Here is a 12,056-nt window from a genome sequence, read left to right as displayed (position 1 = left end):
TCCGATTTCGCTCCACGCTTCCGGAGTGCCGTTGTACTTGATCACCGCGCCGGTGTCCTGTCGGGTGGCGAACAGGCCTGCCCCGCCGGCGTAGAGGTCATTGGCCGGCCCGCCGATCTTTTGCCAGTCCCTGCCGGTGCCTTTCCACTCGTAGACGGCGGAACGGTCTGTGGTGAGGCCGTAGAGGTGGTCACCGGTGACGGCGAAGTCGGCTCCTGGCTCTCCGATTTCGCTCCACGCTTCCGGAGTGCCGTTGTACTTGATCACCGCGCCGGTGTCCTGTCGGGTGGCGAACAGGCCTGCCCCGCCGGCGTAGAGGTCGCGGACGGGCCCGCCGATCTTTTCCCAGTGGGTATTGCTGCCGGTCTGCTCGTAGACGGCGGTGTGATCCGCAGATAGGCCGTACAGATGGTCCTCGGGAGCGGCCACGATGCGCGAGAGGACCACGGGGGCGGGGTGGGCAGGCGCATCCGCCGCGGCGGGAAGTGAGGAAAGGAACAACCCGGTCAGGACACCGGCGACGACAGCGCCGACCCGCCTTGCCGCGGGGCGGCTCAGGAAGCGGCGGCGGACACTCTGCGGTTCCCTCGTACGAAGGGGAAGTCGGGTCACGGAAGACTCCAGGGTTCGGCGGGAAGGTGCTGGAGACCCACCGTGTGGCCCGGTCGGATTGTCCATCCAGGGGTGTTGCACGTTCGCGCAGCTCAAGCGGCGGGCAGCGATGGACAACCCGGACAACGAACCTGGGGAGTAGTGGAGTCAGGCCGGTCGCGGGGCGGCTTCGAGGGGAGCCGATGAGTCAATGAGCTCGCGCTGGTCCTTGCGGGAGCCGACCGAGAACCTCACCGTCCACGAGCTCGCCGGTCCCCTCGTGCCGTCAGGTGTTTGTGGCGACTTCTCCGCCACGCCGGCAAGACGGTCAGTCGGCGGGGCTGAAGGTGAAGGCCCGGGGTCGGGCGCCGTCGGGCGGAGTGAACCATTCGACGTGCATCGTGTTGCCTTGCGGCTCGGACATGATGCGGCTCGGTGTCTGGGTGCAGAACTCTGCGGGCTCTGATGCGGTGACCGCTTCGGGGCCGAACTTCAGCCCGTTACCGGTCAGGGCGAGTATGGAGACGCCCTTGCAGTGGTGGGCGTCTCCGTCCCAGGCGAACTCGGCCCGGGCCTGGCCGACGGGCCCCTGCAGGATGGTCATGTGCACCGAGGAGGTCGGGTCGTTTCCGTCCTGGGCCCGCCAGGTGCCGAGGAATTGTGTGGGCACGGCCCGGTCGCTGGAGGCGGTGCGGCGCAGGGTGATGGTGGTGCCTTGCGACTTCCAGGTGATGGTGTCAGCGCCCCTGCCACGCAAAACGATGTCGCCGGTCTGGTCGCAGGGACCCGTGGAGGAGGCGGTGGCCGTTCCCGGCGTGATGACGAGCAGTGTGCCCGCGGAACTGACTGTTCCCTGCCTCTGGCACAGAGAGTTCCGGGACAGCGTCAGTATGTTGGCCGCCGCAGTTCCCACGGTGCCTGCGCGCAGGACGATCCGGCGCAGGGAGGGGGACCGCTCGCCGGGTTCGGTGAATTGGCCTTCCCACGTGCCGATGTAGGCCGCCGGTACCGCCGCGCGTCCGGGAGACTCGGCCGGAGGCGCGCTGGGCGTGGAGTCCGACGGTGACGGTGTAGGCGAGGGGGACGGGCTCGGTGTGCGGGCCGATGCTGTGGAGGGAGCGGCTGCCACAGATGCGGGACTGTTCACCGGGCCACCTGCCGCGGGCTGCTCGTTGCGCAGGCCGAGCACAGTGAAGACCGTGGCCCCGGAGACGACCGCAACGAGCGCCAGGGCGGCCACCGTGACGAATGGACGCTGCCAGGAACGGCGCGGAGTCCCGGCACCGTGGGGGTCGGATGGACCGGTGGGGAGTAATGAGGGAAGGCCCGGGTCCCGGAATGCGGACCGGATGGAGGCCGCCGAGCCCGCCCCCGCCGACCGGGCGCTGAGCAGCCGGACGGCGGTGTGCTGCTCCAGTAGTGCGGCGCGGGAAACGAGAAGGATCGTGGCCGCCTCCCGGGAAGCAGCCGCGTAGCGGGCCGGCAGCGCCCGGGCTTCTTCTTCCGTCCGGGCGGGCTTCGCTGCGGTCGCTGGATCCGCGCCGGTGTCGTAGGAGGCCGCTTCGTCGCGTACGCGGGTCACCGCACTGTGCACGAGGCGGACCTGCACCAGCCGGCTTTCCGCTTCCTGCAGATCGCTTGCCGTCGGCGATGTTTCGGCTGCCGCCCCTGACTGCGTGCCCACAGTGGTGGACGGTGGGCCCATTGACGGGGCGCGTTGCATCTGGAGTCCGGCAATGATGCCGAGAAGCAGGTGGACGAGCCGCTCAGCGTCCAGCAGAGTCACGGTCGCCTGTTCCGCTGCTTCCTGCGGAGTCACACCCCCGTCGGTTGACTGGCTCGCCGGCGGCGCCGGCTGCTGCGCGGTAAGCGCCGCGGCGTGGAGGCGTTGGGCGTCCTCCCAGCGTCTGATGCGGGTGCGTTCATCGCGTACTAAGTCCTCGATCAGGCGCTTCAGCAGGTGCAGATGGATCACTTTGGCGCCCGAGCGGTATTCACCCCAGCTCGTTTTGCTGATCTTGTATCGCTCGGCCAGGTCCCGGACCGTGAAGTCCTTCGTCACGCTCCGCACGAAGAGCGCCAACTCGTTGGCCTGATCGCTCTGCCCCTTGGGCCCGCCTTGCGGACGGCCTGGCTTCACCACCCTGAATCCCCCGTAGTTGTCCTCGTTGTCCGCTGCCACGCCGCTCTACCTGCAGAAATGCAAAACCGTTGTTGATGGACAATCAGACCAGATCGCACCGTGGGACTCCAGTGCTTCCCGGACAAACCCTGGAGTATCCCGAGACCCGTCTCCTGCCCCGCAACGTCCTCGACCCGGCTGAGGGCCGAGGAGCTCTGTTCCAGCTGGATCTCGCGTTTACGCTGTTCCTCTGTGATCCGTTCGACCGTTCCGGCGCGGAGGATCAGCCGGGTTTCCTCCGTCAGCCCTTCGTAGTCCCCAAGCTGGAACCCGCTGGCACTGTGTTTCTTCTCGATGCCGTCTGCTGCCGACTGTGAGGTGGTGCCGCGCTCTGGGAGATTGAAGCAGTCGGCGACTGCGGCCGAAATGCCGAGAGGGAGCTGAGCGGCCGCTGTCTGGCGTTCCTGCAGAGCCCCACGTAACTCGTTTCCCTTTTCCGTCAAGTTCTTGTGATTGCGTCGAAGCCGGTATTCACGCGCAATCCATAAGATCTGGAGCTCGCAGTTGCGGCAGAGGCCGGACAGGTCGGGCTCGCTGCCGTGACGGGCCGGCTTGCACCAGCCGTTCGAGCGCCCAGCCGCGGAGCCGGCCGCGCCCTCGCCTGCAATTGCCGCCAGTGTGCAGAAGTGTACAGTTCTGTCATGAGTGAGACGCTGCCCATCACCGAGGCCCGAGCCCAGTTCGGCACGCTGGTCCGCCGGGCCTCCCACGCGCGCGAACGCATCACGATCACCGACCACGGCACGCCCGCGGCCGTGTTGATAAATCCCCAGGAGCTCGCCGACCTCGAAGACGCGCTGGCGCTCGCGCAGTACCGTGCGCGCCAGGCCGCGGGAGAGGTCACCGGGGTGCCCCACGCTGAAGTCCGGGCCCGGCTCGGGCTGGAGCAGTAAGGCGTGAGCTACACCCTCATCTGGGACGAGCCCGCCCTGAACGCGGCCGCCCGGTTCCTCGAGGACGATCCCGACGGGCTGCGCCAGGTCCTCGATGCTGCCGACCTGCTCGCCGATGACCCGCGTCCGGAGGGCAGCACGGAGTACGGCTCACCCGATCTGCGCCGGATGCACGTAGGCCGCTACCGCGTCATGTACGAGATCACCCAGGGCGTGGTCACCGAGCAGGCGGCCGTGACCATCGTGGTCATCCACCTCGGGCGGGCGGGATGACCGACGCGAGGGTGCTCCTGGCGGACTATGCGCACCGGGACGCCTGCCCCGGCCCACTGCCTGCCTGGCCCCGCAACGCCGTGCCGCAGGACAACCCGGTGGTGCTGTTCGTCGCCGGTGAGCCCCCGGCGCACACGGGGCAGCACCCGGATGACATGACGTCGTAGGCCCGGACGGCACCAAGGGCGGAGCGGGTCAGGCGGTCTCCCGGCCCGCCGCCTTGGCGATGTTGCGTGCCATGCCGCCGAAGACCAGGGCGTGGAAGGGGGCGACCGACCACCAGTAGGCGTGGCCGGCCAGTCCGCGGGGGTGGAAGAGGGCGCGCTGGCGGTAGCGGGCGCGGCCCGGCCCGTCCTGCTCCACGTACATCTCCAGCCAGGCCAGTCCGGGCAGCCGCATCTCGGCGCGCAGGCGCAGGAGCCGGCCCGTCTCGATCTCCTCCACCCGCCAGAAGTCCAGCGAGTCGCCCACGCGCAGGTGGTGGGCGTCGCGGCGGCCGCGGCGCAGGCCGACGCCGCCCACGAGCCGGTCGAGCCAGCCGCGCACGGCCCAGGCCAGGGGGGAGGAGTACCAGCCGTTGTCGCCGCCGATGCCTTCGATGACCCGCCACAGCTGGGCGGGGGAGGCGTCCACGCTCAGCTGGCGGTGGTCGGTGTAGAGGCTGCCGCCGGCCCAGTCGGGGTCGGTGGGCAGTGGGTCGCTGGGGGCTCCGGGCAGGGCGGCCGAGGACCAGCGGGTGGTGACCTGGGCGTCCTGGACGCGGCGCAGGGCCAGCCGCAGGGCCCGGCCGAAGGGCAGGGGGCGGTCGGGGCCGTCGGGCACGTAGCCGGCGATGTCGTGTTCCTGGCAGACGACTTCGTGGCGCAGGGACTGGGCCAGCGGGCGGGCGATGCCGCGGGGCACGGGGGTGACCAGGCCGACCCAGTAGCTGGAGAGGGAGGGGGTGAGCAGGGGGACGGGCACGATCAGGCGGTGGCGCAGTCCGGCGACGTCGGCGTAGGTGCGCATCATGTCGCGGTAGGTCATGACGTCCGGGCCGCCGATGTCGAAGCCGCGGTTGAGGGTGTCGGGCAGGCGGGCGCAGGCGACGAGGTAGCGCAGCACGTCGCGGACCGCGATCGGCTGGATGCGGGTGCGCACCCAGCTGGGCGTCACCATGACCGGCAGGCGTTCGGTGAGGTAGCGCAGCATCTCGAAGGAGGCGGAGCCCGAGCCGATGATGACCGCCGCGCGCAGCACGATGCTGGGCACGGGGGAGGCCAGGAAGATGTGGCCGACTTCGGCGCGCGAGCGCAGGTGCGGTGAGAGGTCCTTCGCGGGCACGCCGGCGGGGGTGAGTCCGCCGAGGTAGACGATGCGCCGCACGCCGGCCGCGTGGGCCGCTTCGGCGAAGGAGGTGGCCGCGTGCCGGTCGGTGGCCTCGAAACCGGCCCCGGAGTTCAGGGCGTGCACCAGGTAGTAGGCCACCTCGATGCCGTGCAGGGCGCCGGTCAGGGACTGCGGGTCGGTCACGTCGCCCTGGACGATTTCCACCTGCCCGGCCCAGGGGTGGTCGCGCAGTTTCTTGGGGGTGCGGGCCAGGCACCGCACCCGGTGGCCCGCCGCCAGCAGTTCGGGGACCAGGCGGCCGCCGATGTAGCCGGTGGCGCCGGTCACGAGGATGTGCCGGCCGGGCCGGGGGGCGTCCTGGCTCTCGCTCACGTGCGCTGCCGCCTCGTTGTCGGTGTCCGGGGGAAGCGGCCTGCTCCTCCCGGGGCAAGTCTCACCCGCCGCGGCCCGCGCCGCGACAGGCACCGGCCGGCCCCGCCCGGTTCCGCGCGCGGGCGCCGGGGGTGTCACGGGCCGGGCGTGGGGCGGGCGGGCGGTACGGGAGCCAGCCGGTAGGCGCCGTCGTGGGCGTGGACCCGGCCGGCGGTGGGGTGGGGGAAATGGGTGCCCAGCAGGAGGGTGGAGGTGCCGGAGAGGGAGGCGAGCAGGGCGCGGCGGGAGGCCTCGGCCTGGCGGGGGTCGGTGTCGGCGCAGCTGGAGAGGTGGGGGTGGGGGAGCTGGACGGGGTGGTGGATCGCGTCGCCGGTGATGACGGCGGTCTCACCGCGGCTGCTCAGCTGGACGGTGAGGTGGCCGGGGGTGTGGCCGGGGGCGGGCACCAGGCGCAGGCCGGGGGCGATGTCGCTGCCCTGCTCCGCGATGTCGAGGAGGTCGAGCAGTCCGGCGTCCTCGAGAGGGTGCACGGAGTCGCGGAACATCTGCCGGCGCGGCTCGTCCATGCGCTGGGCGGCCCAGAACTCCCGCTCGGTGCGCGAGACGAGGTAGCGGGCGTTAGGGAAGGTGGGTACCCACGCGCCGTCCGTCTCCCGGGTGTTCCAGCCGACGTGGTCGGTGTGCAGGTGGGTGAGGACGACCAGGTCGACGGAGTCCGGGGGGAACCCGGCCTCGGACAGGCGCTGGAGGTAGTCGGTGCGCAGGCCGTGCCAGGCGGGATTCGCGCGGGTCTTGCCGTTGCCGATGCCGGTGTCGACGAGCACCCGCAGGGTGCCCAGGGTGAGCGCGAAGCTGTGGCTGTCCAGGCGCAGGACGCTCTCGCGGTCGGCGAAGTCGGGGTGCAGCCAGTCCTGCGCGGCGATCACGTCGGCGCTCGCGCCGGGCAGCAGCCAGGGTCCGGTCGCCGGCGGCAGCGGCGTCTCGTCGATGCGGGTGACGGTGATGTCGCCGACGCTCCAGTGGGGGGCTGCGGGGGCGGAGGGCGGGCCGACGGGGGCGTACGGGGGTGTCTCCTGCGGGGCCTGGGGCGGCCGGGGTGTCTGCATGTCGGGGGCTCTTTCCGGGGTGTGCGGGGCGGGCGGCCGCTGTACGCGCCCACCCCGCTAAAAGCTAACTGTTTGCGTTAAGTGAGCGTAGGGCCTACCGTGGCCTAACGCAAACAGTTAGCTTTTAGCGGGGTGGAGGGTGACACGCCCCCCGCACCGCCCGCCTCGTAACACCCCGTCCCGCCCCCTCGCCCCCCCCGACAGCCGGAAGAGGCCCCCGCATGCCCGCCGCCGAAGAACTGACCCCACCCCAGGCCGCCCACTGGGCGGCCCGCACCGGACTCCTGCTGCCCGACGACCGGCACGAGGCGGTGGCCGCCACCGCCAACCACATCCACTCCGTCGTCGCCGTCCTGCGCGAACTCGACTTCGCCGACACCCCGCCCACCCCCTTCCCCGCCGAAGAAGGGCTCTGCGCCGGAGATGAGCCGTACGCCGAAGAAGAGCCCTACGCCGAAGAAGAGCCGCACGCCGGAGAGAAGCCGCACGCCGAACAGGAGCCGCACCGTGCAGCCGTATGAACTGACCCTCACCGCCGCCGCGCACCAGATACGGACGCGGCAACTGTCCCCCGTAGAGCTGGTGGACTCGGTACTGGAGCGGATCGAGCAGACCGAGCCCGCCCTCAACGCCTACGTCACCGTGACGGCCGAGCGGGCCCGCGACGCGGCGCGCGCCGCCGCACACGAGGCGGCCGCCGGTCACTTCAGAGGAGTCCTGCACGGCATCCCCGTGGCGCTGAAGGACCTGATCGACGTCGAGGGACTGGCGACCACGGCGAGTTCCAGGGCCCGGACCGGGCACCGCGCACAGGCCGACAGCACCGTCGCGGCCCGCCTGGCCGCGGCCGGCACCGCGCTGCTGGGCAAGACCCACACCCACGAGTTCGCCTACGGGCTGACCACACCGCAGACCCGCAACGCCTGGGACCCGGCACGGGTGGCCGGCGGGTCCAGCGGCGGCTCGGCCGTCGCCGTAGCGGCCGCCTCGGCGCCCTTCGCCCTGGGAACCGACACCGGCGGATCGATCCGCGTGCCGGCCGCCCTGAACGGCGTCGTCGGCCTCAAGCCCACCTACGGCCTCGTCCCCCGGCGCGGCGTGACGTCCCTGTCCTGGTCCCTGGACCACGTCGGCCCCCTGACCCGCACCGTCCAGGACGCGGCCCTGGCCCTGAACGTCCTGGCCGGCCCCCGCGGTGCCCGCCCGCCACTGGCACCCGCCGACTACCGGCCCACCCCCGGCACCGACCTGACGGGAGTACGCGTCGGCGTCCCCCGCACCTACTACTTCGACCGCGTCACCCCCCAGGTCGATGCCGCGGTCCGCACCGCCATCACCCACCTGCAGAGTCTCGGCGCCGCCCTCGTCGAGGTCGACATCCCCATGACCCGCTACGTCCAGGCCACCCAGTGGGGCCTGATGGTCCCCGAAGCCACCGCCTACCACGAGCAGCTGCTGCGCTCGACCCCCGAACGGTACGGGCCCGACATCCGCATCCTGCTGGAGGCCGGTGAACTGATGCCCGCCGGCGACTACCTGCGCGCCCGGCGCGCCCGCACCCTCATGCACCGGGCCTGGCTGCGCCTGTTCGACCACGTCGACGTGATCGCCGCCCCCACCGTGCCCACGACCGCCGCCCCCACCGGCCAGGAGAACCTCACCTGGGCCGACGGCACCCACGAAAGCGTCTCCGACGCCTACGTCCGCCTCTCCGCCCCCGCCGACATCACCGGCCTGCCCGCCCTGTCACTGCCGGTCGGCCACGACGGCGCGGGCCTGCCCATCGGCATGCAGCTGCTGGCCCGCCCCCACGCCGAAGCCACCCTGATACAGGTGGGCCACGCCTACGAACGGACCGCCCCCGCCGCGGACCGCACCCCACCCCTCCAGGCCCCGCAGCCCGGCGCCCCGCCGACGGACGAATCGGCTCTAAGGTGATGCCCGTGAGCCGTAGACCCATGGCACGCCCCGGCGGCCGCAGCGCCCGTGTCCAGGAAGCAGTGCACACCGCGGTGCGCGAACTCGCGGCGGAGGTGGGCCGCGACGCCCTGACCGTGCCCCAGATCGCCGCCCGCGCCGACGTCACCCCCTCGACGGTCTACCGCCGCTGGGGCGATCTGCAGGCCCTCCTGTCGGACGTGGCCGTCGAGCACCTGCGCCCCGAGGCGCCGCCGGAGGACCGGGGCACCCTGGAGGCCGACCTCCAGGCCTGGGCCGAGCAGTTCCTCGACGAAATGTCCTCCCCGGCGGGCCGCGCCTACATCCGCGACGCCCTGCTCGGCGACCCGGACGGCAGCAACGCGGGCCAGTGCTCCGCCTACGCGGCCGAGCAGATCGACGTCATCCTCGACCGCGCGGCCGGCCGCGGGGAAAGCGCCCCGGGCACCGAGACGGTCCTCGACCACGTCGTCGCACCGATGATGTACCGCATCCTCTTCCGCCCGGGCGGCCAGGACGCCGACTACGCGCGCCGCCTGGTGAGCGGAGTACTGGACACCTGACCCGGAGTGACATATCTGGATCCCGAGACACCTGCCCGCCGAGACACCTGCCCGCCGAAACACCTGACTGCCGAAACACCTGGACGCGGAGGCACCGGGACACCTGGACGCCGAGACACCTGGACGCCGAGACACCTACGAGCGCGCGGCCACCTCCCCCTCCCGCTCTCCCTCCCGTCCCCGCACCCCGCCCTCCCCGGCGAGCAGCCGCGACAGCTCGACACGTGAGCGCACACCCAGCGCGGCGAACACATTGCGCAGATGGTGATCGACCGTGCGGTGGCTCACCGAAAGACGCACCGCCACCTCCCGGTTGGTGGCGCCCTCGGCCACCTGCCGGGCGATGCGCTGCTGCTGCGGAGTCAGCGCCGCCAGCAGCGCGGGCCCCCGGCCGCCCGCGCCCGGCCCCGTCTCGCCCGCCAGCGCCACCGCCTCGCCCGCGGCCCGCAGTTCACCCCGGCTGCGCTCCGCCCAGGCCCGTGCCCCACACCGTTCGAAGGCCACCAGCGCATCACGCAACGGCTCCCGCGCCTGCCGGGTACGGCGGCCGCGGCGCAGCCACTGCCCGTACAGCAGCTGCGTACGGCCCCGCTCGAACTCGCCCGGCACCCCCTCGTGCCGCGCCAGTGCCCGCTCGAAGGCCGCGGCCGCCTGCTGGGGCGGCGCCAACAGGGCGTGGCAGCGGGCCAGTTGGGCCGGGGCGAGGGGGTCCGCGGTGGCGGCTGCCCAGCGTGCGAACTCGGCCGTGGCGCGCCGCGCCGGTCCGGCCCGCCCGGCCTGGACGGCCGCCTCCACGAAGCAGGGCACGGCCAGCATCCGGACGGCGAAGTGCCCGCCCCGCGGCCCCGGGGCGACCAGCGGGGCGAGCCGCGCCGCGGCGTCGGCCCACCGTCCCGCGGCCAGCTCCGCGCGGGCGAGCGCCCAGCCGGCCAGGGTGGCGGCCTGGGTCAGGCCGTGCGGCCCGGCGCCCGCCGTGGCGGTGGCCGCGTGCAGGGCGCAGGCCGCGGCGTCGCCCTCGACGGACGCGGCGAGCGCCGCGACGGCGTGCAGGCTGACCGCGGTGTTGGCCTGCCCGAACCGCTGGGCCGCTCCGAGTCCTTCGGCCGCGTGCGCGCGGGCACCGCTGTGCCGGCCCGCGCGCAGTTCGGCGTAGGCCAGGAGTTCCAGGGCGCGCGGCACGAGGACCTCCAGGCCGTGGGCGCGGGCCCCGGCCAGCGCCCGGGCCCCGGCCTCCCGGGCGATGCTGATCTCCCCGACCACCAGGGCCCCGGCCCCGGCGCGCAGCAGCCCGGCCGGATCCCCCGGCCCCGCCAGCCCCTCCGCGCAGCGGCGCAGCAGCGCGTGGCCCCGCGCGGTGCGGCCCGAGAGGACCGCGCACATCCCCGCCCGGTAGGCCTCCAGGAGCGGGTCGTCGGCGCACACCGGCAGCCGCGCCATCGCCTCCCGGTAGGCGCCGGCGTCACCGGCCGCCCACGCCGCTTGCGCCGCGCCCAGCAGCGCGCCGCGGCCCTGGCGCGGTGGCAGCAGCGCGGCGGCGGCCAGCAGCAGCTGGCGGGCGTCGTCCACCGGCCCGTCGGCCAGGGCCAGCAGCCCGCGCACCCGGTGCAGGCCCCCGTGCGCGGGCAGGGCACCGGCGCGGGCAAGCAGCGCCCGCGCCCGCACCGGGTCGCCCGCCAGGCGGGCCGCCTCCGCCGCCTCGGCGAGCCGGTCGCCGCGCGCGCCCGCGGCGGCGGACAGGGCCGCGGCGCGGGCCAGCGCGGTGGAGCGCTCGGCGTGCGGGCGCCGGGCCGCCGCGGCGGTCAGCCGTCCGGCGAGGCGTACGTCGTGCTCCGGTGCCGCGCAGGCGAGCTGGACCAGCCGCGCGTAGGGATCCCGGCACGCCCCGGCCAGGCGCAGGTGGGCGGCCCGGCGCCGGGCGGGCGGCGTGCAGCGCAGCACCGCCGCGCGCAGCAGCGGCTGGGGGAAGTGGATCCGCCCGCCCGCCCCGAGCACCACCCCGGCCGCCTCGGCGGGCGCGAGCCCCGCCGGGTCGGCGCCCGCCCGCAGCACCAGGGCGAGTTCGCCGCCCGCGCCCTCCGCCTCGTGCTCGGCGGCCGCCGCGGCGAGCAGCAGCAGCGTGCGAGCCGCGCCCGGCAGGCCGTGCAGGCGGGCCGCGTAGTCCTCCAGGACGCCTTCCGCGCCGGGCAGGGGGTCGGGCAGCCGGGCGCGCCCGGCCAGTTGGGCGGGGGAGAGGGCCGCGGCGTAGGAGGTGAGCAGCCGGGGGTTGCCCGCCGCCTCACGCACCAGCCACGCTCCCACGGCCGGGTCGGCGCGCCCCCGGGTGAGCCGGTCCAGCAGGGCGGTGGCCGCGCTCTCCTCCAGCGGCGCCAGACGCAGCGTGGCCGGCCCGGCGAACTCCCGCGCCCCGGTGCGCCCTTCGGCGAGGGTCACCAGCACGGCCACCGCCCGCGCGGCGGACAGGCCGCGCAGCTGCGCGCCCAGCGCGGCCCGGGACGCCGCGTCCCAGCGGTGCGCGTCGTCGAGGCAGACCAGCAGCGGCCCGCGCCGCGCGGGCACCGCGGGCAGCGCGGGCCGCACCCAGGGGAGCGGACCGCAGAGCGAGCACGCGTACTCCACCAGCGCGCTGCGGCCCAGGCCGGGCGGCGCGCTCAGGACGAGGGCACCGCCACGGCCCGCCCGTGCCCGCTCCACCAGGGCCCGCACGGCGGCCGTTTCCGTACGGCGGCCGAAGAGTTCTCGGGAGGCGGGGGCGTGGGGGAGGGGCGTCAAAAGGGCCACGCCCGCACGCTACTCACGCGTAACACCGCCC

At 73.9% G+C, this 12,056-nt stretch carries 11 protein-coding genes; 6 read left to right on the top strand and 5 right to left on the bottom strand.

Going from position 1 to position 12,056, the window contains the following annotated elements; all coding sequences use genetic code 11:
* Positions 1 to 612 (bottom strand): hypothetical protein (locus ACZ69I_RS23495; protein WP_470834370.1); only part of this gene is annotated, 612 nt, incomplete at its 3' end.
* Positions 613 to 919: 307 nt separating this feature from the next.
* Complete coding sequence (locus ACZ69I_RS23490; protein ID WP_470834368.1) at positions 920 to 2,773, bottom strand: hypothetical protein; 1,854 nt, start codon at positions 2,771 to 2,773, stop codon at positions 920 to 922.
* A gap of 641 nt (positions 2,774 to 3,414) precedes the next feature.
* Here ACZ69I_RS23490 and ACZ69I_RS23485 point away from each other — a divergent pair.
* The 3 genes from ACZ69I_RS23485 to ACZ69I_RS23475 are packed head-to-tail and all read left to right on the top strand — an operon-like array spanning position 3,415 to position 4,106.
* Complete coding sequence (locus ACZ69I_RS23485) at positions 3,415 to 3,666, top strand: type II toxin-antitoxin system Phd/YefM family antitoxin (RefSeq protein WP_467677130.1); 252 nt, start codon at positions 3,415 to 3,417, stop codon at positions 3,664 to 3,666.
* Positions 3,667 to 3,669: 3 nt separating this feature from the next.
* The gene (locus tag ACZ69I_RS23480) at positions 3,670 to 3,939 is read left to right on the top strand and encodes a type II toxin-antitoxin system RelE family toxin (protein WP_470834366.1); all 270 of its coding nucleotides are present in this window, start codon (positions 3,670 to 3,672) and stop codon (positions 3,937 to 3,939) included.
* Positions 3,936 to 4,106 (top strand): hypothetical protein, encoded by a 171-nt coding sequence (locus ACZ69I_RS23475; RefSeq protein ID WP_470834365.1) that lies wholly within the window; start codon positions 3,936 to 3,938, stop codon positions 4,104 to 4,106. The genes ACZ69I_RS23480 and ACZ69I_RS23475 overlap by 4 nt, the downstream gene beginning before the upstream one ends.
* A 28-nt stretch (positions 4,107 to 4,134) precedes the next feature.
* Here ACZ69I_RS23475 and ACZ69I_RS23470 read toward each other — a convergent pair whose 3' ends face one another.
* Together ACZ69I_RS23470 and ACZ69I_RS23465 are read right to left on the bottom strand one after the other, a co-directional pair.
* Entirely contained in the window at positions 4,135 to 5,640 is a 1,506-nt protein-coding gene (locus tag ACZ69I_RS23470) for an SDR family oxidoreductase (protein WP_470834363.1), read from the bottom strand.
* Positions 5,641 to 5,774: 134 nt separating this feature from the next.
* Positions 5,775 to 6,746: an MBL fold metallo-hydrolase gene (locus tag ACZ69I_RS23465; protein ID WP_470834362.1), complete on the bottom strand. Its 972-nt coding sequence runs from the start codon at positions 6,744 to 6,746 to the stop codon at positions 5,775 to 5,777.
* A gap of 221 nt (positions 6,747 to 6,967) precedes the next feature.
* Between ACZ69I_RS23465 and ACZ69I_RS23460 the strand changes: the two genes are divergently transcribed.
* From ACZ69I_RS23460 to ACZ69I_RS23450, 3 genes are read left to right on the top strand one after another with little or no spacing between them, the layout of a single operon-like run.
* Complete coding sequence (locus ACZ69I_RS23460; RefSeq protein ID WP_470834417.1) at positions 6,968 to 7,267, top strand: hypothetical protein; 300 nt, start codon at positions 6,968 to 6,970, stop codon at positions 7,265 to 7,267.
* Complete coding sequence (locus tag ACZ69I_RS23455; protein ID WP_470834360.1) at positions 7,254 to 8,684, top strand: amidase; 1,431 nt, start codon at positions 7,254 to 7,256, stop codon at positions 8,682 to 8,684. The genes ACZ69I_RS23460 and ACZ69I_RS23455 overlap by 14 nt, the downstream gene beginning before the upstream one ends.
* On the top strand, positions 8,684 to 9,247 hold the full coding sequence (locus ACZ69I_RS23450; protein ID WP_470834359.1) for a TetR/AcrR family transcriptional regulator: 564 nt from the start codon (positions 8,684 to 8,686) through the stop codon (positions 9,245 to 9,247). Before ACZ69I_RS23455 ends, ACZ69I_RS23450 begins: the two co-directional genes overlap by 1 nt.
* Positions 9,248 to 9,382: 135 nt before the next feature.
* On the opposite strand, the gene ACZ69I_RS23445 is transcribed toward ACZ69I_RS23450, so the two are convergent.
* On the bottom strand, positions 9,383 to 12,016 hold the full coding sequence (locus tag ACZ69I_RS23445) for a helix-turn-helix transcriptional regulator (RefSeq protein ID WP_470834413.1): 2,634 nt from the start codon (positions 12,014 to 12,016) through the stop codon (positions 9,383 to 9,385).
* Positions 12,017 to 12,056 lie beyond the last annotated feature (40 nt).

The sequence above is a fragment of the Streptomyces sp. NPDC036815 genome, from assembly GCF_055609205.1.
The sequence above is the reverse complement of the archived record's forward strand: the minus strand, read 5'-3'. Positions and strand labels throughout refer to the sequence as shown.